Here is a 19,710-nt window from a genome sequence, read left to right on the forward strand (position 1 = left end):
ATGAAGTCTCCCATGGCCTCTCATTGGACGTGGCGTCTCGCCCTCGCGCTCCTCGGGCTGGCTCTCGGGGGCTGCCCGGGGGACTCCTTCGACTGCCTTCCCTCCCCTGGGCCCATCAACCAGGTGGAGCGCGCGCCGGGAGTCGTCGTGACCGGGCAGCGGGTCCGCATGGAGGTGATCCCCGCGTCCGAGTCCGCCGGCTGTGGCTCCCTGGAGAGTTCCGTCCCCATCTCCGCCACGGCCGAGATCGAGGGCCCGGACGGCCGACCTGTCGAGAACCAGTTCACCCTGGTCCAGCAGTCCAGGACGCCCTCCATCCTCGAGTTCACCCCGGAGCTCCCGGGCCCGTACCACATCACCGTCGTGTTCTCCCACATCGGTGGGCTCCACCAGTTCGATCTCCACGCCGCGAGGGATCGCTCCGCCGAGGCTCCCAGTGAGACGCTCCCGCGGACCTGTGACTCTCTCGAGCGAACCTCGAAGGGTGCCTGGGTCTGCGGCACGTTCGTGATGCGCGGCTCCACAGTGGTGAAGTCCTTCCCTGGCATGTCTCTGGCCGTCGCCGGAGACGTCATCTGGGTGGTGGGCAGCCTGAGCATCCAGCGCTACGTGGACACAGGCACGGACCTCGTGTTGTCGGGATCCGCCCAGCATGGCCGCGGCTCCGTAGAGTTCCTCCTCGCCTCGCCGGATGAGCTGACCGTGCTGCACTCCGGTGTCCTGGGGAGCTTTATCTTCAGTTCGGGGACCCTCTCCCCATCCTCCGGCACGACCTGGACGCGTCCGCCCGAGCCCGTCAACACGCGAGGCTCTTACGGCGTCCTGCTACGAGACGGAGTGCGGGTGGGCTTGGTGACCCGCATCACGGATGCAGACACCTCGGCCGTCCAGGTGTGCACGTATGAGCTGTCGCCGGGAAGTATCATTTCTCCGCAGGAGCGCTGCCCGTCAGTCCCCGGTGAGCTGATCGGCTTCGAGCCTGGCGTGCTCTGGACGCAGGATCTGCCCGTGTTCAAAGCGCAGGGGCAGCCCCAGGGGCTCGTCCGCCGATGGGTATGGACCGAGGATCAGATCCAAGAAGCGGGCTCGCTCTCGCTGGGTCCCAACGCCACGGTCTTCTCTCAGCCCATGAAGCGGGGGGAGACAGCGCCGCTCGTCCGCAACATGGTGACTGATTCGAACATCCTGAATGTGACGGGCGTCCTCACCTGGTCTCCCCAGCGGAAGGCGATCCTCTTGGAGCACTTCGACTCGGCACTGGCGGACGGCTTCGCGTCCCGCGCCTTCTACTGGGGAACGCTCTCCGGGGCGCCGGCTACCTCCACGCGGATCCGCCTGCGTCCGCCGCCCCAGTGAGCGGCGGAGGCTCGAACCGGCGCGGGGCTCGGCCCACCAGCACGTCCGCCAGGGCGTCCGCGATCGGCAGGCCGGGGCGCTGCATCAGCCACAGGAACTCGCCCGACGGGTTCACCTCGAGGAAGACATGCCGGCCCTCGGGGGTGACGATGAAGTCGAAGGCGCCGTAGTTCAGGCCCAGCGCGTCCATGAGCGCGAGGATCCGTACCCGCACCGGCTCGGGCAGCGTGTAGGGCTGCCACGCGCCGATGAGCTCCAGTCCCTTCCGCCGCCAGTCCTCCCGCGCCCCCGGCAGCGCCTGCGAGTCGACCGCCGCCGCCATCACTTGCGTCCCCACCACCGTCACCCTCAGCTCCAGCGCCTTGGTGATTCGCTCCTGGAAGGTCATCGGGCACAGGTCCAGGCCCTCCAGGTCCTCCAGGTCCTCGGGGCGCAGCGGCGTGGTGAACACCACCTGCTCCTGGCCTTGCGGATCGTAGACGGCGAACGAGGACATCATCTTCGTCACCACGCCGCCGGGGCAGCGCTCAGCGAAGGCTCGCACCGCCTCCGGATCGTTGGTGGTCAGCGTGCGCGGTACTTCCAGCCCCAGCGCGCGGGCCAACTCGAGCTGCAGCGGCTTGTGCTCCGCGCGCCGCACGCACTCGATCGTGTCCAGTTGGAAGGCCCCGAGCGCCGCGAGCATCCCGTGCACCACGCGCCGGCTCTCCTCCACCGAAGGCTGGCGGAGCTGGGGCTCGAGCCCTTGCGGAATCCGCGCCCCCGTGGCGCTGCGGCGATACCAGACCGCTGATACCTCCGACAGCTCGAGCCTCCCTTCAGGCCCCGAGATCCGCCCGCCGCCTCCCTCATCGAGCACCACCCGGAGCTCGGTGGGGAACAGATCGGTGTCGAAGCGGTAGGCGCGCGCTCCTCGGGCCTCCACGGCCTGGGCCACGGCGAGGGGCGCATCGTTGTCGAGCGAGCGAGTCACGATGAGGACGGTCATGGGCTCTCCTGCAGGGGGAAATGAAGCGGAGCGCTCCCGGCAACGAGCGCGTCGGCCAGCGCTGCGGCGATGGGCAGCCCGAGGTCGTGCTCGAGCATTCCCCACTCGCCGCCAGGGTTCACCTCGAGGAAGACGTAACGGCCCTCGGGTGTGACGATGAGATCCACGGCGCCGTACACGAGGCCCAGCGTCGCAATGAGCTGCTCCAGGCGGGCGGCCACTGGCGTCGGCAGCACTCCCGGCTCCCAGTGGCACTCCGAGGGCTCGGCCCGCCTCCAGTCCACCTGCCCCCTGCGGGAGCGCGAGGCGTCGATGGCGCCCACGAAGCAGCGTCCGCCCACGACGGCGACGCGCAGCTCGCGGGCCTTGTCGATCCGCTCCTGGAACACCATGGGGCTGTGCCGCAGCTCCTCGAGCGCGTCCAGGTGCTCGGGGCCGATCGCGGCCGTGTAGACGAAGGGCTGCCCTCCTCCCATCGACTGCGTGAGGGGCATCTGCATCTTGGCGACCATCCGGCCACGCACCTGCGTGAAGAAGGAGCGCACCCGGGCCGCGTCATTGGTTACCAGCGTGCGAGGCACCTCCAGCCCCAACATCCGGGCCAGCCGGAGCTGGTGCAGCTTGTTCTGGGCCGTGCGCTCGGCGCCCATCGGGTTGATGAAGCGGCACCCTGCCGCCTCCAACCCATCCAGAAATCCTTCGAGTGCCGCCTGCGACTCGCGCAGGCAGCCCTCGCGCCATGCGGACTCCAGCGTGTCATCGAGCTGGGGAGTGCCCATCCGGCGCATCCACACCGAGTGGATCCTCGTGCCCACGAGTTCGCCCAGCAGCACCTCACTGCCGCCGTCATCCACCCTGGAGGTGAGCGCCAGCTTCGAGGGAAAGTCATCCGTATCGACACGGAGCGGATGTGCCCCCCGCCGGGACACCTCCTCTTCCACGCGATCCACGGTGTAGTGGTCCGCGCTGTGGGTCAGGAGCAGGACGGTGTCTCGGTGGGGGGCCATGGCGAGTGAATCCCAGGGTGGGGTTCGGGCGGCTAGTAGCAGTACTCGTCCCGATCGGATGGGTACTTGAGGGTGTAGTGCTCGTCCCCATCCGAGGGGTACTTCAGGGTGACGCGGGTGGAGCCACCCGCGGCCTGCTCGAGCTCCTGCGATTCCAGCAAGCGCGCGAAGAAGGGCTTGCGGCCCTCCTGCGGTGCCCCGTCCGTGGCGTTCTTCTTCATGTGCGGCCTCCTTGCCGCCTTGGCATCAGGCGGCGTTACGAGGACCTGCTCTCTGGCAGAGCCCCAGTCCTCGGAGAGACCGACACGGCGGATTTGGGTTGTTACGGCAGGCGCTCCGGTGTGCGGTCCCCTGCCTGGACAGCAGTGGAGGCGGCGCTCACGAGAGGCGCTACAGGGTGTCGAGGAACGCCAGGATGCGCGTGGCACACACCTCGGGCTGCTCCAGCGGGAACAGGTGGGTGGTGCCTGGGAGTACGCCGCTCTGTCCTCGCGGGAGGGTGCGCTGAACGCGCTCCAGGGCCTCGGGGGTGAGCGTGTCCGAGTCGCCTCCGCGCAGCACGAGCGCTGGCACGGGGACGGAGCGAAGTTGGCGCCAGACGGCGCGCGGAGACGTCTCGAAGATGCGGGCCTCCCAGGCCTTGGGGATGGTGAGGCGGAGTCCTCCCCCCGGAGCCTCGGTGAGCCCGTGGGTGATGTAGTCCTGGAAGCACTCGGGATCGAACCGCGCGAAGAGAGGCTTCTTGCGGTAGCTCGCGGCGGCCTCCTCGCGGGAGTTCCAGGTGTCCCGGCGGCGCCGGGCGAGGCTTGCGGGAGGGATCCGGCTGCGCAGCCCGAGCAGCGTGAGCGCGTGGAGCAGGAGCAGCCGCTTGCCGGTGACGAGCACCGGATCCAGCGCCACCACGGCCCGGAAGAGCTGGGGGTGCTTCACGGAAGCGAGCAGCGTGGCCACCCCACCCATGCTGTGTCCCACGCCCACCACGCCCTTGAGTCCGCGCGCGAGCAGGGCCTGAGCCAGATCTTCGGCCATGTCATCCCAGGCGCGCATGGACCGGGGGTTGGACTCGGGCATGAGCCAGCGTCCGCGGAGGGTGAAGACGTGGTAGCGCGGCGTGAGGCGCTCGATGAGCTTGCGGTAGGTGCCCGACGGGAAGCCGTTGGCGTGGGCAAGGTGGAGCACCGGGCCGGTGCCACCCCAGTCATCCAGAACGAAGGGAGGGCTCATCTCGAGGGGTGCACGGACTGTAACCAGCAACGAGGACAGGCGCCACGAGGGACTGTGACGCGCGCCACAGCCTTCGGATGAAGCCTGTCACAGCGTCCGCTTGCTCGTGGAGCTTTACTGGCGGGTTTGACGCGTCAGCCGCGAGCGCAGAGCCGGGCCAGACGCCCATCGAGGTGCCGCGGCGATGCGGGCTGAGGCTGACGAAGGCCTTCGCGGACTGCACCGCGGAGGATCTGCGGGATGCCATCCAGGCGCGGCGGGCCTGGCCAGGGCACGGGCCGCTGGAGCTGGTGCTCACCTTGAAGGCTCCCAAGCCGGTGGTGAACACCCCCCAGCCAGCAGTGGTGGCACCCTCGCCCGTGCCCTCACCAACGTCCTCCGAGTGGAGTGGACGCTCGCCAGGTCTCGTGCGCGTGACTACGGCGTGGGAGTCGCTGCGGTAGCCCCGGCCGCAGGAGCGGGATTGGCCGACGCAGCTGCCGCCGCCGCCTTCTCCGCCGCCGCCTTCTCCGCCGCCATCCGCTCCTCGTTGCGCTTGGTCGCCTCAGCCTCGGCCACCTTCTTCATGCTGGCCAGGCCCTTCTCGAAGTCCCCGCCGACCATCGTGTCCATGTCCATGAACACGCACATGGCCTTGCTGATGAAGTTGTGGTTGCCCTCCATGCGCCACGTCACCAAGGAGCCTGCCTCTTCCGGCTTGAACTCGAAGGTGGTCGTGCTGGCGGTCTCCATCGGCTTGAGGAACTCCAGCTTGATGCGGACGAGTTCGTTCGGCTTGCTCTCCTCGATCGTCATCCGCCCCTCGCCCACTTGATCATTGCCGACCCAGCCGTACTTCGCGCCGATGCCCGCAGCTCCCTCGAAGGTGCGCTTCATGTTCGCATCCATGGCATCCCACGGAGACCACTCGTTCCAGTGGTGGAAGTCATTCACCAGCGCGAACGCGAACTCCGGTGATGCCTGGATCTTGGCCGTGCGCTGCACGGTAAACGTGTCCGGACGGGTGGAGACGAAGCCCACGAAACCGACGATGACGACACCGAGGCTAATGAGGATCTTCTTGAGCATGAGGGGTCCTTGAGTGAAGCGGGGCGCTGCGAGACGAGCGCGTCATATGGCGATGAGCGCCCTACCCACAAGGGGGGGGCACCTGCACACCACCGAGAGGGGCGTGCTCGACCCACCGAGCTCCGCCAAGGCCCCTCCAGGGCGATACAGGCCCCCCAAAGCCGACGGCCGGCCCCCCGTGAACGCCGCCAGAGGGTACGTGCCGAACATAGCGAGGCCGACACCCGCTCAGATAGTGTCCGTCCATGACGAAGGGCGTGAAGATCACCCTTGCAGTGACGGCGGCACTCGTCGGACTGAGCGTCACCTGCTGCTTCGGCACTCTGGCTCTTGGGCTTCTGGGCGGCGAAGAGACTGCCCCAACGGGACCGCGCGCGATCGGAGGCGCAGGCTTCACCTTCGCGCCACCCGCGTCGTTCCAGAAGGCGGGCGAAGACCACTGGCGTCGCGAGCAGCGTGACGACACCGAATTGTACTGGGTCGACGTGCGACGGCTGCCTCCCATCGCGGGGCTCGAGGGCGCCGACGAGAAGCTCTCTGCGCTGTGGCTGAAGCTGCTCAGCGACGCCTATGAGCAGGTCCACGCACCGCTCGTGCAGCGTCGCTTCGTGTCCAACGGAGCCCGCGCGCACTTCGGCCGCGCGCGGCTGCTGAGGCCTGGAAACCCCGAACCGGTGACAGTGAGCCTCTACCTCGTCGAGGCCGATGATCGCCTCGAGCCATTCCTCGTCGTGCAGGGCTGCGACACCACGGCGATGGGTTCCCAGATGATCATCCTCTTCTCCTTCCCGAGGACGCACGTCTTCGTCGAGGAGTTGCTCGCCACTGTCCAGGGCAGCCCCACCGGCGGGTCGCTCGCCTCCGATGATGAGGTGACTGGCCAGTTCGCGTTCGGCGACACCCATACCGCGCAGTGGATCAACACCGTCACCGGAGCGACCTCGATGACCGCGGTGGCGCGCGCCGTCGACTTCACCTTCAACGACGACCACACCTACACGTACTCGTTCACTGGCGGCTCAGGGCAGGTCGGCGCCATCAAGTTCGGCACCGACAAGGACCAGGGCCACTGGAGGGTGGAGCATGACGTGCTGGTACTCACCGGCGAGAAGTCTACGCGGAAGTACTTCATCACTGGCGCCCCGCGCGGCCCCGACGGGCAGCAAGTGCTGCTGCTCCAGCCCGAGCCCACGTGATCCTTCTCGCCGAACGTGGAGAGCGAGGTCTATGTGAGGAAGTAGCCCATCACCAACAGCCCCAGCAGTCCGGGGTGCTCGTACCTCTCTCTGCAGCCCCTGACTATGAATCAGGCCTGCCCTCCTTGGCCTGGTGCACGCAGAGGCGCAGCGGCTCGGGTGGCACGATCTCCGGCACAGCTTCGCGTCCCATCTCGTCATGCGCGGAGTGGCGCTCAAGGCCGTCCAGGAGCTGCTCGGCCACGCTACCATCGACATGACCATGCGCTACGCGCACCTGAGCCCGGACGTGAAGCGGGATGCCGTGCACGTGCTCGACACGCCAAGCCCCGCCAGGGTCCATACGGGACACATGACGCCTGAAACGCCAGCGGCCGGAACCCTTTGTTGAAGGATTCCGGCCGCTTGGACTTCTAAAATTGGAGCGGGAAAAGGGATTTGAACCCTCGACCCTCGCCTTGGCAAGGCGATGCTCTACCGCTGAGCTATTCCCGCATCTGTCTGCCCCGCCGACTGCGTCGCCGCACCGTCGAAGCGAGGGCGGATATACCGACCCGCCTCGGCACCGTCAAGCATTCTGTGCGTCGGTTCCTCCTCCTCGCCTGGCCAGCATGGAGAGGAACGCCCGGAAGTACACCACCGCGCTCCACACCGAGAATGCCCCCGACAGGTACACCAACACCTTCCCCACCTTGTTGTAGTCCACCGTCACCACCTCCCACCCCAAGTCCAACGGGTGAACGTAGTGAACGCACAGTGAAATCACCCCCACCAGTTGGAGGCTCGTCTTCCACTTCCCCTCCTGCCCCGCCGCGATGACCATGCCCTCGCTCGCCGCGATGGTCCTCAGGCCGCTGACAATCAGCTCCCGCGCCAGCAGGACGATGACCACCCAGGCCGCAATCCGCCCCAGCCGCACCATCATCACCAGCGCAGCCATCACGATGAGCTTGTCGGCCAGTGGGTCCATGAACTTCCCCACCACCGTGATGAGGTTCCACTTGCGCGCCAGGTACCCGTCCACCACGTCCGTGATGGAGGCCACCGCGAACACCACCGCCGCCATCAGCGAGTAGAACGGGTCCCCGTCGGACGTGAACACCACGAAGACGGGAATCAGCAGGATCCGCCCCAGCGTCAGCATGTTGGGCAGGTTCCAGAACTCCTGGACCAGCACGCTCGGCTTGCGCGAGGCCCGGCGCTTCGCCCGCTCCTCCTTCTTCCGCTGCTTCCTGGTCGCTCGGTCCATGGGCCCCCCGTTCTAGCGGACTGGGAGGCAGAGCAGGGCAAATCCTTCGCCGCTCAGCTCCACGGCTGTCTTCAAGATCTCACCTTCCGCCCCCTGCAGGAGCGAGACCACCCTCGGCGTCAGGCTCCCCTGCCACCCCACCAAGTGCGTCAACGGCACCGTGGCCGGCTCCTCCTGCGTCACCGGCACCGAGCGCAGTGGCCCCGCCAGGTTCAGCAGCACCTTCCCGTTGCCCCGCAGGTGCACCAGGTCCAGGTCCGGCGCCACGTCCGAGGGCACCCGGCCGTTCTCGAACATCACCGGCTCCTCGAAGGCGAACACGCACTCGTCCCGGAAGTACGCCGACTCGTCGCCGAGATCGATCGCCTGGAAGGTCCGTTTCTCCCCCGGCTCGATGAAGAGCGTCCCCCGCCCCGTGGCCCGCACCATCCGCGCGAAGCCGTCCCCAAAGGGCTTGTCCGTCATCCGCCCCCGGAACCGCTTCATCTCCGGCTGGAACAGCAGCTGTCCCGTGAAGGCCACCAGCCCCTCCAGCCGTGTGAGCAGTTCTCCCTCCACCCGCGCCGCCAGCCCTCCCGCGCCCACCGTGAAGGGAGTCTCCGCGTTGGCGCCTCCAAGAGCCATCGCCGGAGCGAACTCCCCCAGGAGCGGCACTTCCCCCTCTCGCCGGAAGCCCCGCCCTGCTGGGACCCGCCCGGCCCCCGGCTCAGGGGGCACCGAGACCACCGCCGCAGCAGGCACCTCGGCAGGCACAGGCGCCTGCGCCGAGACCTCGGACTCCTGAGCTTGCGGCGTCTCCGCAGCCACCTCCTCCACGAGCGGCTGCGGCGGAGCCTCCAGGGGCGCCTCCACCGAAGCTTCAGCAAGGGCTTCCACCGAAGCCTCAGCAGGAGCCTCCACCGGAGCAGCCGCCTCCGCGGCCACCTGCGTCCTGTCCGCAGGCTGCTCCTCGTGCTGCGCGATGGCGGCCAGATCCTCCGGGTTCTCGGGCTCCGCCGTCAGCTCCGGCAGCCCGTCCAGCGTGAGCTCCTCGATGGGCAGCACCGGCATCTCCGGCTCTGCCTCAAGAGGCGCTACTGGCGCCGGGGCCACGGATACCTCGGGCGGAACCTCCTCGGTGATGGGAAAATCCTCGGCCGCAGCCTGCGAGGACGCGTTGGAGGTGGCCACCACCGGGCCCTCGGCGCCGGAGAACTCCACCTCGGTCGCCTCGGGAATCTCGCTCGCCGAGGCGGAAACCCCATACGCCGAGCCCGCAGCCTGCGCCTCGGCAGCCGCTGCGTCCTCGGCCGGTTGCGACTCATCCAGCCCGAACTGCGCGCCCCAGTCCTCTTCGGCGGCCAGCGGCGCTGAGGGAGGAGGCTGCGGAGATGCCACCCCAGGCGCGGCCTCGGCCACCGGCTCCTGCGAAGGCTGAGACTCCACAGGCGCCACAGCCTGCGCAGGCTCCTCCTCCGTGACGGAGATCTCCTCGACTGGGGGAATCTGGGGTGGAGGCGGCGCCTCGCGCACCGGCGCCCCGCCCTGCTCCCGTCCGCCCTCGGAGCCCTCGAGCTCCGCGGAGCCTCGCGCCTTGGCCACCGGCGCCGGCGTGGGCCGGCTGAAGCCCTCGCCCGCGATGGTCCGCGCCATCTTCTCCGCCATGGCGTCGCTGCCGGCCAGCAGGAAGTGCTCGCGCGCCCGGCCGTACTCGCCTGCCTGCGCCAGCGCCAGCCCCAGGTAGTTGTGCGCCTTCTGGTGCTCGGGCGACAAGTCCACCGCCACCTCGAACTCGCGCACCGCGCGCTTCAGTGCGTTCGTCTTCAGGTACACGAGGCCCAGGTTCACCCGCAGCGTGGCGTCCACCGGGTTGTCGCGCACCAGCTGCTCATAGAGCTCGGCGGCCCGGTCGAACTGCCCCAGCTTGAAGTACGTCAGCCCGAGCAGGTTCTGCGCCTTCTCGTTCTTCGGCTGCATTGCGTAGGCGCGCTCGAGGAAATCCTTGGCCTCGATCACCTTGCCCGCAGCCAGCAGTTCCCCTCCCCGGTACAGGAGGTTCAGGAACTCGTCGTCAACGGGGGTCGTCTCCCGCCCCGTCGCTCGCGTCGTCGCCATCGCTGCTCGCTTCGCGGGGCTCGTTCTGGGCGAGCCGCTCGCGCTCTTTGTAGTGGTAGTAGAGCTGGAGGACCTTGCGCACGTACTCCTGCGTCTCCTCGTACGGCGGGATGTTCCCCTTGTACTTGCGGACCGCATCCGGGCCCGCGTTGTACGCGGCGATCATCTTCACCATGTCCCCCTCGAACTGATTGGCGAGCACCCGCAGGTACCTCACCCCTCCTTCGATGTTCTCTTTCTCGTCGAAGATGTCCTTGACGTACATCTCCGTGGCCGTGGCGGGCATCAGCTGCATCAGCCCGCAGGCGCCCTTGGGAGACACGGCGTTCGCGTCGAAGTTGCTCTCCGCGTGCATGATGGCCCGCACCAGCGGAGCGGGGACCTTGTAGCGCTTGGAGGCGGTGACGATGTGCGGATCCAGCCCCGAGGGGATGCTGGCACGGCCGCGCACCGGAGCTGCGGGGGCCTGGGCCGCGGTGAAGGTGCCCTTGAGCTTCTTGGCCCGCTTGCCCCCGGGCGGAGGCACGTTCGTATAGATGATGGTCCCGTCCTTCTCCACGTACCGGTAGATGCCCTCGGAGGCCGAGGCCGCCACGGGGAACATCAGCAGGGCTGTCAGGACGGCGAGGGTGGGACGCATCGGCCCCCAAACCTTAGACGGCCAGCCGAAAGTCCTCAAGAAAACGCCTTGTTTCCAGCACTTACAGCCATTAAGGCTGTGGGCCATGCCCCAGCGCTTCGATTTTCTCGTTCTGGGGGGCGGCGTCGCCGGCCTCTCGTTCGCCCTCCAAGCAGCTCGGCACGGTTCGGTCGCCATTCTCACCAAGCGTGAGCGCTACGAGAGCAACACGCAATACGCCCAGGGGGGCATCGCCAGCGTGCTGGCCCCTACGGACACCTTCGAGTCCCACGTCGAGGACACCCTGGTGGCAGGCGCGGGCCTCAACCACCAGGACGCAGTGGAGGTGACGGTGCGCGAGGGGCCGGACCGCATCCGCGAGCTGGTGGCGCTCGGGGCGGAGTTCAACCGGAGCACCTCGGGCGAGTTCGACCTGACGCGCGAGGGTGGCCACTCCGCCCGGCGCATCATCCACGCCGGCGACATTACAGGCCGCGAGGTGCAGCGCGCGCTCATCGCCGCGTGTGACGAGCAGAAGAACATCACCTTCTTCCAGAACACGGCGGCCATCGATCTGATCCTCGATCGGCGCCCGAGCCCGGGGCGGGCCAGCCGGTGCCTGGGCACCTACGCGCTGCTGGAGAACGGCCACATCGAGACGTTCCTGGGCAAGGTGACGGTGCTGGCCACGGGCGGAGCAGGCAAGGTGTACCTGTACACCTCGAACCCGGACGTGGCGACGGGGGACGGGGTGGCCATGGCGTACCGGGCGGGCGCGCAGGTGGCCAACATGGAGTTCTACCAGTTCCACCCCACGTGCCTGTACCACCCGGAGGCCAAGAGCTTCCTGATCAGCGAGGCCCTGCGCGGTGAGGGCGGCAAGCTGCGGCTGCGCAACGGGCAGGCGTTCATGGAGCGCTACCACCCGATGGGGGCGCTGGCGCCGCGCGATGTGGTGGCCCGCGCCATCGACGCGGAGCTCAAGCGCACGGGCGATGACTGCGTCTTCCTGGACATGACGCACCTGGGCCGCGCCTTCCTCACCGAGCGCTTCCCCAACATCTACGCCACCTGCAAGGCCTTCAACATCGACATGGCCGTGCAGCCCATCCCCGTGGTGCCCGCGGCCCACTACATGTGCGGCGGCGTGGTGACGGACTTGTCCGGCCGCACCTCGGTGGCGGGCCTGTACGCCATTGGCGAGGTGGCCTCCACGGGCCTGCACGGGGCCAACCGGCTGGCCTCGAACTCGCTGCTCGAGGGGCTGGTGTTCGGCCACCGGGCCGCCCAGGCGACGGCCGAGGAGATCCGCTCGCTCGGCGCGCCTCAGCAGGAGCCGCCGGAGTGGGATCCGGGCAGCGCGGTGGACTCGGACGAGAGCGTCGTCGTCACCCACAACTGGGACGAGATCCGCCGCCTCATGTGGAACTACGTGGGCATCGTCCGCACGGACAAGCGGCTGATGCGCGCCCGGCGCCGGCTGGATCTGCTGCGCGAGGAGATCCGCGACTACTACTGGCGCTTCAAGGTGACCCGGGACGTCATCGAGCTGCGCAACATCGCGGACGTGGCCCACCTCATCGTCGACTGCGCCAGCCGCCGCAAGGAGAGCCGAGGCCTGCACTTCACGCTCGACTACCCGAACACGGATGATCACCACTGGAAGCGCGACACTGTCGTCTCCCGGGAGCTCTGAGGCCTGATGGTCCGCGACCCTCGCATTCTTGACGATCCGTCTCCCTCTCCCGGGCCCGGGCAGCCTCCGCCAGAGCCCCAGGAGCCCCAGGAGCAGCCCCGGCAGCGCTGGCCGGTGGTGTGCGGCACGGTGCTGGTGGGCGCCGTCATCCTGTACTTCGCGGGCCGGGCCCAGATGCTGCCCGCGCTCTCCCAGAAGGCGGACGGGCTCGAGCTGGCTCGCCTGGGGATGCCGCTGGCGCTCTATGGGCCGCTCGTGCAGCAGGGCGAGTACTGGCGGATGCTCAGCTGCGTTTTCGCGCACGGCAGCCCCATCCACCTGCTCTTCAACATGTCCGTCGTCTACACGCTGGGCTTCATGCTGGAGCGTGCCATCGGCAGCTTGCGCTTCCTGGGCCTGTGCGCCGTCACGGCCCTGGGCTCCTCCGCCTTCGCCCTCATCTTCAACTTCGAGGTGCCCATGGTGGGGGCCTCGGGGATGATCCTCGGCTGGGCGGGGGCCATGCTCCCCATCGCCACCGATCAGGGCCGCAAGGAGCTGGGCGTGTGGCTGATCCAGGTGGTGGTCATCAGCCTGCTGCCCGGCGTGAGCTGGGCGGGGCACCTGGGCGGCTTCCTCTTCGGCCTGCCGTGTGGCGTGGCCCTGCGGCTGGGAGGGCCCGTCTACAACAAGGCGCTCCCGCTCATCCTCTTCATCACCGGCGTGGTGGCGGTGTTCGCCGCTCACCCGGAGCGTCACTGGGGGTTCTGACGTGGAACTGAAAACCGTCTGTGTCTTCTGCGGCTCCCGCCCGGGCGCCCGCCCCGAGTTCCTCGCCGCGGCCAAGGCGCTCGGCGAGGAGCTGGCACGCCGCAAGCTCACGCTCATCTATGGAGGCGCCAGTGTGGGCCTCATGGGTGCCGTGGCGGATGCCACCCTGGCGGGTGGAGGCCGGGCGGTGGGCGTGCTCCCCGTCAGCCTGCAGCAGCGGGAGATTGGCCACGTGGGGCTGCACGAGCTGCACCTGGTGAACTCCATGCACGAGCGCAAGGCGCTCATGGTCAAGCGCGCGGACGCCTTCATCGCCCTGCCCGGCGGCTTTGGCACCTTCGACGAGCTGTTCGAGGTCATCACCTGGGGGCAGTTGGGCCTGCACACCAAACCCATTGGGCTCCTGGACGTGGGCGGCTACTTCCAGCCGCTGGTGTCCATGGTGCTCAGGGGCGTGGAGGACGGCTTCATCCCCGAGGCACAGGCCCGGCCCTACGCCGTGAGCGCCTCGGTGACCGAGCTCATGGACCGGCTCGCGGCCGGACCGACGATGCAGGTGACGGAGAAGTGGATTCGCCGGACCGACGAGACGTGAGACAGGGGGCCTGCCTCACAGCTCGAGTGGGTCTCCAGCCAACTTGAGTTCCTGCTTCAACCAGTCCTGCACAAGACGGGAGTACGTGTTCATGCACGTCGAGGAACTCTTGGCTGGGGCCCCACCTGAGACCATCACCCCTACCAACTCGGGCCCACGGGAGGTCTCACGGATGCAGGCGCCCCCACTGTCCGCCGGCATCAGGTGAGAGCCTGGTCTTCCGAACTGAAACTTCTCCCTATCCACCGCAGTCACGGAGTTCGGCCCGAAGCGGCGCTCGCCGATTCGCTGACGGTCCTCCTCGAAGTAGCCATACCCCACAGGACACGGATTCTCTCCCCCTCCACAGAGACCGGCTCATGGGCCAAGCGGCTGCCGCACGCCAGGAGCAACACCATGAGCACCAGAGACTCCCAGGAACCGTGCATCGGGCCCCTCTCCTTCAGGAGGCTACTCAAGCCGCCTGGCGCGCTCCAACTCCGCTGCAATCCAGTCTCGGTGGAAGTAAGTGCTCACAAACGTGGCCTCCTCCCCCAAAGCGGCCGTTGAAATTCCACCGAGGCGAGACTTGCCCTCATGAACAACGAGAACGGGCCCACCGCTATCGCCTTTGAAGAGCCCTCGGTCCGGTTGTTCGAACACGAACTGCCCCGGCTCTGAAGACAGAACTCGTACGGCCTTGAAGGCCTTGAATCGCCGTTGTCCTTCGAGGCCGCCCAGGACTTCGTCATAGCCGTAACTGACGACGACGACGATTTCACCCTCCTTGGCTTCAACCTCCGCCAGACGCGGGACGTCCGTCCCCTCGACTCGCTGGCTCAGGACCACCGTCGCCAGATCGGCCTCGCTCGACACGACCTTGCCTTGGCTGTCCACCACGACCTGGAGCTTCGGATGAGGCCGGACATCGCCCCTGACTAGCTGCGTCCGGGTGGTCAGGACAGCACCGCGCTGGCCTGCACTCTTCTCATAGTTGACGACGACCACCGCCGCTTTCTCGCTACACGCAGAACCATCGATGACAAAGCGTGCCTCTGAATCTGGGGTAACACCCTTGCGCCGGACACATACGCAATGCCCTGCCGTCAGCACGAGATTGGGGCTGATGAGCACACCGCTGCATTCCCCCTGCACTCCTGCCTCCATGGGTGCACGGGTCTTGACCATGACGGCAAACGGATAGCGGTTGCTGTCATCCTTTTCGCCGGCCAGCTGAAACAGCCGCGTATCCACCGGCCGACTCCACCCCAGCTCGCTGGCGGGGAGGCCACCGTCCTCCTCCGAACCTCCGTCCAGGTTAGCGCCCGGACGGGTCCCTTGGACAGAAGCCGGAGGCGGTGAGCACCGGCCGCATCCTGCCGCCAACCCCCAGAGCCCCAGGAGCACGGCGGCCAGTCTGCGAGAGCACCGCATGTCTCAGCGCGCGTGGACGCGCAGCTCGACATGGCCCAGCGTGGAGGCCAGCCGCAGCGTCACGTACGAGACATTCTCGGGGATGATGGGCGTGCCGTCCTGCTTCACCTTCGGGAAGCGCACGCGGTAGGCCACCCAGAACACCCCCAGGTAGGGGTACATGGCCCGCATGTCCAGGTTGGACCGGCCAATGCGCTCCACGCTCAGCGGCTCCACCTCTCCCTGCGGCGTCACCATGACGACGCGCCAGATGGAGCGCTTGCGGTCGGCGAAGTCCTCGAAGCGGTGATCGTTGAGGTGCACCCCGAGGTGGAACTCGTTGAACTGCGCCTCCTCGGTGTGCTCCTTGGCCAGCATCTCCTCCACCCGAGGCTTCGGGAGGATCTGGAACTGGCTCTGCCGCCGCACCCGCGCCTCGCGGAACTCCAGCGACTGGAACGTGGCCCCGGCGAACAGGCGCGTGTCGAAGCCGTCGTAGATCTCCGCCCGATCCGAGTACTTCGCGAGGAGTTCCTGGTACGCCTGCTCGGCCCGGCGGTCGTTCAGCTGCGGTGCCGAATCGCCAATGGTGGGAGGAGTGGTGGTGCAGCCGGAGAGCAGCCCCAGCAGTGCCGCGACGCGGAGGCCCTTCTTCACGGGATGAAGTCCTTGCGGTTGAAGAGCGTAAAGAGCCGGTGGCCCGAGGCCTCGACAGCCTCGCGTCCACCCTCGAGCCGGTCCACCAGCGCGAACGCCCCGAGCACCTTCAGGCCCTCGGAGTGCGCCCGCTCGATGGCCTTGAGCGTGGAGGCGCCCGTGGTCACCACGTCCTCCACAATCGCCACTGGCGCGTGCTGCCCCAGCGCGGCCAGGCCCTCGATCCACTGGCCCGTGCCGTGGCCCTTGGGCTCCTTGCGGACGATGAAGGCCTCCAGCGGCGTGCCCGCCAGGTAGCTCGTGAGGCTCACCGCCGAGGCGATGGGATCAGCGCCCAGCGTCAGCCCGCCCACGCCCACGGCGAGCGGAGCCTCGCGGGTGATGACGTCCAGCAGCAGGCGGCCAATGAGGAAGTGTCCCTCGGCCAGCAGCGCCGTGCGCTTGCAGTCGATGTAGAAGTCCGACTCCTTGCCGGAGGAGAGCACCACCTTGCGCCGCTCGAAGGAGCGCTCGGTGAGCAGCTCCAAGAGCCGCTGCCGGTCCCGAGCGAGCGCGCTGTTCATCTAGAGTCCCTCCAGGTAGGCCACCAGCTCCGCCGAGTACCGCAGCTGCATCAGCAGCTCCGCCCGGCGCGACTCATCCAGGGACGCGAACACGTCCGCTAGCAGCGACAGATCCTGGTTCAGCGCGCCCAGCCGCTGCGCCGCGTCCGCCGCCAGCTCGTCCGCATCCACTTCTTCCTCGGTGGACTCGGGGGCCAGCGCGTCGTCCGTCGCCAGCGCCTTCTCCAGCATGTCTCGGATGGGAGCCGTCAGGCGGCCCTCGGCCTCGAGCTGCTCGCGGCGGGCCTCCAGTTCCTCGCGGTCCACGGGGCTGGCGTGGATGGCCGCCGCCAGCGCCAGCAGCAGCGAGTCCTCGTCCGAGATGCCCCGGTGCACGCGCGCCTGCACCTTGTCCCGCTTCAGGAAGCGCAGCGCCGCCACACGGCGGAATCCGCAGAGGATTTGGTAGCGGTCCTCGCCCACGGGGCGCACGTCCACCGGGAAGAGCTGCCCCAGGCGCGCGATGTCCGTGGCCAGCGGGGTGATTTCCCCCTCCGGACGCATCCGGAAGGTGGAGTCCCCAAGCACTTGATCCAGGGGAAGCGTGGTCAAGCTCACCTCGCCCATCAGGCGTGGGGTGAACTCGGGGATGGTCTCGGAGGGCTCCGTCTCATCCTCTTCGCCCTCACCCTCCTCGCCCTCACCCTCTTCGTCCTGGGCTTGCTCGCCCTCGGCCGCACTCGCGGACGCTGGAGGCGCCTCCGGCACGGGCTCACCCATGCCCAGCAGGATGGGCTGCCCCGGGGACTGCTCGGTATGAGGCTCGGGGCTCGAAGGCACGCCTTCGCCCTGAGCCGGCGCTGGGGACGACTCTCCCTGCGCGTCCGGCATCCCGTCCTCTCCGTCGACCCTATTCTCGGCGTCCATCGGCACCCCTGGCTCGGTCAGGCACTGGACCGCGCATATCACCAGCGCGGCCCAGCGAGAGCCCGTTCTAGCGGGCCTTCTTCTTCACCACGACCTTCTTCTTTGCTCCAGCCCCTACCACCGGAGGAACCGGGGCGGCGGGCTCTCCCTTGGCCGGCGTCCCAGCAGGCCCCCCGGCGGCGGCACCGGCGGGCGGAGGCGGGGGCGGCGGCACGGGCTTGGCAGCCGGCCGGGCGGCAGGAGGCGGCGGCGGCACCGGACGGCCCCGAGTCGCGACGGGAGCCGTGGGGCGCGCGGGCACCGAGGGAGCCGGGCGAACCGTGGGCCGGGTGATCGTCGGGCGCGCGGTGGTCGGAACCCGTCCAGGCTCCACCTCGCCCATGTCCACGCGACCGCGGAAGCTGGCGCCATCCACGATGATGACGCGGGGGGCGCGAATGTCGCCCACCATGCGGCCCTCGCGGGTCAGCTCCACGCTCTCGGTGGCGTTGATGTTGCCCACCACCACGCCGCTGACGATGGCGTTCTTCACCGCCACGTTCGCCTTCACCACGCCCGTGGTCTCCACGATGAGGGTCTTGCTGAGCGTCAGTTCACCCTCGACGCGGCCCCGGACCGTGAGGTCCTCATCGCCCGTCAGCTTGCCGCTGATGAGGATGGAGGGCCCCACCACCGTGTTGTTCCCGGCCGAGCCGGTAACGTCCTTAGCGATGGCCACCGGTCAGCGCTCCTTCTGATCCATGTCGACGTTGCCCTTGAAGGACGCGCCGTCGGCAATGAGGATGCGCGGAGCCTTGATGTCGCCCACCACGCGGCAGTCCTGCTTGAGCTCGACCTTGTCGCTGGCGACGATGTTGCCCGTCACCCGGCCGGCGATCTCCACGTTCTGCGTCTCGATGTCCGCCTCGACGACGCCGCTGCCCTCTACGAAGAGGCTCTCCTTGAGGGAGATCTTCCCCTTCACCGTTCCCTGGATGACCAGATCCTCGTCACCGGAGATCTCCCCGTCGATGACGATGCTCGAACCAATGACCGTGTTCGCCATGAGTGTTGCACCCCTCCGAAGGGTTGTGCTGCGAAGTCCCTGTTCGCCAGGGGCTCGTTAGATGTCGTCCGGCAGCTTCACTTCCATCTCGATGGAGCCGTTGAACACGGCACCGTCCTCGATGACGACGCGCGGAGCTTTGATGTCGCCGGCCACCTTGGCCGAGGCGTTGATGGAGACACGCGCTGACGCGTCGATGTTGCCGCTGGCCTCGCCATTGATGGTCAGCTCCTCGGCGCGGATGTCCGCCTGGACCTTGCCAGTGCTCTCGATGGTGAGGTGGTTCTTCAAGGCGATCTGCCCCTCCACCCGCCCCTCGATGACGAGATCGCCGCCGCCGGTGAGGCTGCCCCTGATGACGATGCCCTTGCCGATGATGCCCGTTTCGCTCTGTGCCATGCGGTGACCCTCGGAAACCGCCAATCGCGGAGAAGACCGCGGTGCTGATTATGTCAGAGATGCGCCGAGATCCAGCCGGAGATATCCCGGAAGACTTCCTCGCGCCCCACCTCGTTGAGAGGCTCGTGCAACATGCCGGGATACTCCTTGAACTTCTTGTCCGAGGAGCCCACGGTCTCGAAGAAGGACCTGGCCGCCGCCGGAGCGGCCACCCCGTCGTGGGATCCGCAGAAGATGAAAATGGGTGCTGTCACCCGAACGGCCTCGGCCAGCGCCTCCGTCTGAGCCTGGGTGGACTCGATGAACCAGCGCGGGGTGACGGTGCGGATGTAGAGCGGATCCTCGGAGGTGGCCTTCACGATGGCCGGATCCCGCGAGAGGTGCTCGGGCTTGAGCTCGTTGGGGATGGGCAGCCACGGAATCACCTTGCCGGCCAGCTTCGCCGCCATGAGCTTCGCGGTGGGAGGAACGATGGCCAGTTTGAGGTAGGGGGCTGACAGCACCAGGCCCGCCGCGCCCTCCAGGCCGCCCTTCTCCGCCAGCCGCGCCGCCATGAGCCCGCCGTGGCTGTGCCCGAGCAGGAACGCCTTCTGGCCGCCCGCGGCCTTGCGCACCCGCTCCCAGAAGAGGGCCATGTCGTCCAGGTAGTCCGGCCACTTGTCGCAGAAGCCCCGCCGCCCATCCGCGCGGCCGTGGCCCCGGTAGTCGAAGCCGTGGACGGCGAAGCCGTCAGCCACCAGCGCGTCGATGACGGGGCGGTAACGGCCAATGTGGTCCGCATAGCCGTGCGCCACCGCGACGTGCGCGCGGGGAGGCGTGTCCGGCAGATCCAACGTCCAGAACAGCCGGAGGTGGTCCTTCGCGGTGAAGAAGCCCTCGTCGTGGCGCGCCATAGCGAGCCAGGAA

General features: G+C 68.1%; 22 protein-coding genes, 1 tRNA gene and 1 pseudogene. 7 read left to right on the forward strand and 17 right to left on the reverse strand.

Annotation, left to right across the window (positions count from 1 at the left end; translation table 11 throughout):
- The gene (locus DB31_RS25340) at positions 1-1,356 is read left to right on the forward strand and encodes a hypothetical protein (RefSeq protein WP_044192187.1); all 1,356 of its coding nucleotides are present in this window, start codon (positions 1-3) and stop codon (positions 1,354-1,356) included.
- Here the strand turns inward: DB31_RS25340 and DB31_RS25345 are convergent.
- From DB31_RS25345 to DB31_RS25360, 4 genes are all read right to left on the reverse strand, one after another.
- Positions 1,316-2,344, reverse strand: a complete 1,029-nt coding sequence (locus tag DB31_RS25345; RefSeq protein ID WP_044192188.1) for an MvdC/MvdD family ATP grasp protein — start codon at positions 2,342-2,344, stop codon at positions 1,316-1,318. The genes DB31_RS25340 and DB31_RS25345 overlap by 41 nt on opposite strands.
- A complete protein-coding gene (locus DB31_RS25350; RefSeq protein ID WP_044192189.1) occupies positions 2,341-3,351 on the reverse strand; it encodes an MvdC/MvdD family ATP grasp protein in 1,011 nt (336 codons plus the stop codon). The genes DB31_RS25345 and DB31_RS25350 overlap by 4 nt, the downstream gene beginning before the upstream one ends.
- 32 nt (positions 3,352-3,383) lie before the next feature.
- Positions 3,384-3,572 carry a microviridin/marinostatin family tricyclic proteinase inhibitor gene (locus tag DB31_RS25355; protein ID WP_044192191.1) on the reverse strand — a complete coding sequence of 63 codons (189 nt, stop codon included), beginning with the start codon at positions 3,570-3,572 and terminating at the stop codon, positions 3,384-3,386.
- A 169-nt stretch (positions 3,573-3,741) separates the two neighbouring features.
- Complete coding sequence (locus tag DB31_RS25360; protein ID WP_044192192.1) at positions 3,742-4,575, reverse strand: alpha/beta fold hydrolase; 834 nt, start codon at positions 4,573-4,575, stop codon at positions 3,742-3,744.
- A gap of 77 nt (positions 4,576-4,652) precedes the next feature.
- On the opposite strand from DB31_RS25360, the gene DB31_RS25365 reads away from it, so the two are divergent.
- A complete protein-coding gene (locus DB31_RS25365; protein ID WP_157232160.1) occupies positions 4,653-5,018 on the forward strand; it encodes a hypothetical protein in 366 nt (121 codons plus the stop codon).
- Here the strand turns inward: DB31_RS25365 and DB31_RS25370 are convergent.
- The gene (locus DB31_RS25370; RefSeq protein WP_044192195.1) at positions 4,993-5,643 is read right to left on the reverse strand and encodes an SRPBCC family protein; all 651 of its coding nucleotides are present in this window, start codon (positions 5,641-5,643) and stop codon (positions 4,993-4,995) included. The two genes, DB31_RS25365 and DB31_RS25370, sit on opposite strands and share 26 nt — an antisense overlap.
- A gap of 245 nt (positions 5,644-5,888) precedes the next feature.
- Between DB31_RS25370 and DB31_RS25375 the strand changes: the two genes are divergently transcribed.
- Both DB31_RS25375 and DB31_RS25380 read left to right on the forward strand, forming a co-directional pair.
- Complete coding sequence (locus tag DB31_RS25375) at positions 5,889-6,839, forward strand: hypothetical protein (RefSeq protein ID WP_044192196.1); 951 nt, start codon at positions 5,889-5,891, stop codon at positions 6,837-6,839.
- Positions 6,840-6,987: 148 nt separating this feature from the next.
- Positions 6,988-7,230, forward strand: a pseudogene (locus DB31_RS25380) (tyrosine-type recombinase/integrase); the annotation flags it as partial.
- Positions 7,231-7,259: 29 nt separating this feature from the next.
- Here the strand turns inward: DB31_RS25380 and DB31_RS25385 are convergent.
- The 4 genes from DB31_RS25385 to DB31_RS25400 all read right to left on the reverse strand — a co-directional run bounded on the left by DB31_RS25385 (position 7,260) and on the right by DB31_RS25400 (position 10,822).
- Positions 7,260-7,334 (reverse strand) — tRNA-Gly (locus tag DB31_RS25385).
- A 73-nt stretch (positions 7,335-7,407) separates the two neighbouring features.
- The gene (gene pgsA / locus DB31_RS25390; RefSeq protein WP_044192198.1) at positions 7,408-8,088 is read right to left on the reverse strand and encodes a CDP-diacylglycerol--glycerol-3-phosphate 3-phosphatidyltransferase; all 681 of its coding nucleotides are present in this window, start codon (positions 8,086-8,088) and stop codon (positions 7,408-7,410) included.
- Positions 8,089-8,100: 12 nt separating this feature from the next.
- A complete protein-coding gene (locus DB31_RS25395; protein ID WP_044192200.1) occupies positions 8,101-10,182 on the reverse strand; it encodes a tetratricopeptide repeat protein in 2,082 nt (693 codons plus the stop codon).
- Positions 10,139-10,822 carry a lytic transglycosylase domain-containing protein gene (locus tag DB31_RS25400; RefSeq protein ID WP_044192202.1) on the reverse strand — a complete coding sequence of 228 codons (684 nt, stop codon included), beginning with the start codon at positions 10,820-10,822 and terminating at the stop codon, positions 10,139-10,141. The genes DB31_RS25395 and DB31_RS25400 overlap by 44 nt, the downstream gene beginning before the upstream one ends.
- An 85-nt stretch (positions 10,823-10,907) precedes the next feature.
- Between DB31_RS25400 and nadB the strand changes: the two genes are divergently transcribed.
- Genes nadB through DB31_RS25415 form a run of 3 tightly spaced genes read left to right on the forward strand, consistent with a single transcriptional unit; the run spans position 10,908 to position 13,842 of the window.
- Positions 10,908-12,497, forward strand: coding sequence for an L-aspartate oxidase (nadB, locus tag DB31_RS25405; RefSeq protein ID WP_044192203.1), 1,590 nt, complete (start codon positions 10,908-10,910; stop codon positions 12,495-12,497).
- 6 nt (positions 12,498-12,503) lie between these two features.
- Positions 12,504-13,247 carry a rhomboid family intramembrane serine protease gene (locus DB31_RS25410; RefSeq protein WP_044192206.1) on the forward strand — a complete coding sequence of 248 codons (744 nt, stop codon included), beginning with the start codon at positions 12,504-12,506 and terminating at the stop codon, positions 13,245-13,247.
- 1 nt (position 13,248) lies between these two features.
- A complete protein-coding gene (locus DB31_RS25415; RefSeq protein ID WP_044192207.1) occupies positions 13,249-13,842 on the forward strand; it encodes an LOG family protein in 594 nt (197 codons plus the stop codon).
- 450 nt (positions 13,843-14,292) lie between these two features.
- On the opposite strand, the gene DB31_RS25425 is transcribed toward DB31_RS25415, so the two are convergent.
- From DB31_RS25425 to DB31_RS25460, 8 genes are all read right to left on the reverse strand, one after another.
- Positions 14,293-15,075 (reverse strand): trypsin-like serine protease, encoded by a 783-nt coding sequence (locus DB31_RS25425; RefSeq protein WP_075306194.1) that lies wholly within the window; start codon positions 15,073-15,075, stop codon positions 14,293-14,295.
- A 183-nt stretch (positions 15,076-15,258) separates the two neighbouring features.
- Positions 15,259-15,891 carry a hypothetical protein gene (locus DB31_RS25430; protein WP_044192212.1) on the reverse strand — a complete coding sequence of 211 codons (633 nt, stop codon included), beginning with the start codon at positions 15,889-15,891 and terminating at the stop codon, positions 15,259-15,261.
- Positions 15,888-16,454: an orotate phosphoribosyltransferase gene (gene pyrE, locus DB31_RS25435; RefSeq protein WP_044192214.1), complete on the reverse strand. Its 567-nt coding sequence runs from the start codon at positions 16,452-16,454 to the stop codon at positions 15,888-15,890. Before pyrE ends, DB31_RS25430 begins: the two co-directional genes overlap by 4 nt.
- Positions 16,455-17,360 carry a ParB/Srx family N-terminal domain-containing protein gene (locus tag DB31_RS25440; RefSeq protein ID WP_044192216.1) on the reverse strand — a complete coding sequence of 302 codons (906 nt, stop codon included), beginning with the start codon at positions 17,358-17,360 and terminating at the stop codon, positions 16,455-16,457.
- A gap of 67 nt (positions 17,361-17,427) precedes the next feature.
- Positions 17,428-18,078, reverse strand: a complete 651-nt coding sequence (locus DB31_RS25445; protein ID WP_044192219.1) for a bactofilin family protein — start codon at positions 18,076-18,078, stop codon at positions 17,428-17,430.
- Positions 18,079-18,081: 3 nt separating this feature from the next.
- A complete protein-coding gene (locus DB31_RS25450; protein WP_044192222.1) occupies positions 18,082-18,405 on the reverse strand; it encodes a bactofilin family protein in 324 nt (107 codons plus the stop codon).
- A gap of 57 nt (positions 18,406-18,462) precedes the next feature.
- Positions 18,463-18,804: a bactofilin BacN gene (gene bacN, locus DB31_RS25455; protein WP_044192224.1), complete on the reverse strand. Its 342-nt coding sequence runs from the start codon at positions 18,802-18,804 to the stop codon at positions 18,463-18,465.
- 53 nt (positions 18,805-18,857) lie between these two features.
- Complete coding sequence (locus tag DB31_RS25460) at positions 18,858-19,697, reverse strand: alpha/beta hydrolase (RefSeq protein ID WP_044192226.1); 840 nt, start codon at positions 19,695-19,697, stop codon at positions 18,858-18,860.
- Positions 19,698-19,710 lie beyond the last annotated feature (13 nt).

Source organism: Hyalangium minutum (assembly GCF_000737315.1).
GTDB lineage: Bacteria > Myxococcota > Myxococcia > Myxococcales > Myxococcaceae > Hyalangium > Hyalangium minutum.

What these genes read in the sequence shown, in the direction of transcription:
- DB31_RS25355 (WP_044192191.1), bottom strand. Translation starts at nt 3,572, where the DNA reads ATGAAGAAGAACGCCACGGACGGGGCACCGCAGGAGGGCCGCAAGCCC.
- DB31_RS25395 (WP_044192200.1), bottom strand. Translation starts at nt 10,182, where the DNA reads ATGGCGACGACGCGAGCGACGGGGCGGGAGACGACCCCCGTTGACGAC.
- DB31_RS25340 (WP_044192187.1), top strand. Translation starts at nt 1, where the DNA reads ATGAAGTCTCCCATGGCCTCTCATTGGACGTGGCGTCTCGCCCTCGCG.
- nadB (WP_044192203.1), top strand. Translation starts at nt 10,908, where the DNA reads ATGCCCCAGCGCTTCGATTTTCTCGTTCTGGGGGGCGGCGTCGCCGGC.
- DB31_RS25440 (WP_044192216.1), bottom strand. Translation starts at nt 17,360, where the DNA reads ATGGACGCCGAGAATAGGGTCGACGGAGAGGACGGGATGCCGGACGCG.
- DB31_RS25360 (WP_044192192.1), bottom strand. Translation starts at nt 4,575, where the DNA reads ATGAGCCCTCCCTTCGTTCTGGATGACTGGGGTGGCACCGGCCCGGTG.
- DB31_RS25460 (WP_044192226.1), bottom strand. Translation starts at nt 19,697, where the DNA reads ATGGCGCGCCACGACGAGGGCTTCTTCACCGCGAAGGACCACCTCCGG.
- DB31_RS25375 (WP_044192196.1), top strand. Translation starts at nt 5,889, where the DNA reads ATGACGAAGGGCGTGAAGATCACCCTTGCAGTGACGGCGGCACTCGTC.
- DB31_RS25450 (WP_044192222.1), bottom strand. Translation starts at nt 18,405, where the DNA reads ATGGCGAACACGGTCATTGGTTCGAGCATCGTCATCGACGGGGAGATC.
- DB31_RS25350 (WP_044192189.1), bottom strand. Translation starts at nt 3,351, where the DNA reads ATGGCCCCCCACCGAGACACCGTCCTGCTCCTGACCCACAGCGCGGAC.
- bacN (WP_044192224.1), bottom strand. Translation starts at nt 18,804, where the DNA reads ATGGCACAGAGCGAAACGGGCATCATCGGCAAGGGCATCGTCATCAGG.
- DB31_RS25365 (WP_157232160.1), top strand. Translation starts at nt 4,653, where the DNA reads ATGAAGCCTGTCACAGCGTCCGCTTGCTCGTGGAGCTTTACTGGCGGG.
- DB31_RS25370 (WP_044192195.1), bottom strand. Translation starts at nt 5,643, where the DNA reads ATGCTCAAGAAGATCCTCATTAGCCTCGGTGTCGTCATCGTCGGTTTC.
- pyrE (WP_044192214.1), bottom strand. Translation starts at nt 16,454, where the DNA reads ATGAACAGCGCGCTCGCTCGGGACCGGCAGCGGCTCTTGGAGCTGCTC.
- pgsA (WP_044192198.1), bottom strand. Translation starts at nt 8,088, where the DNA reads ATGGACCGAGCGACCAGGAAGCAGCGGAAGAAGGAGGAGCGGGCGAAG.
- DB31_RS25400 (WP_044192202.1), bottom strand. Translation starts at nt 10,822, where the DNA reads ATGCGTCCCACCCTCGCCGTCCTGACAGCCCTGCTGATGTTCCCCGTG.
- DB31_RS25345 (WP_044192188.1), bottom strand. Translation starts at nt 2,344, where the DNA reads ATGACCGTCCTCATCGTGACTCGCTCGCTCGACAACGATGCGCCCCTC.
- DB31_RS25410 (WP_044192206.1), top strand. Translation starts at nt 12,504, where the DNA reads ATGGTCCGCGACCCTCGCATTCTTGACGATCCGTCTCCCTCTCCCGGG.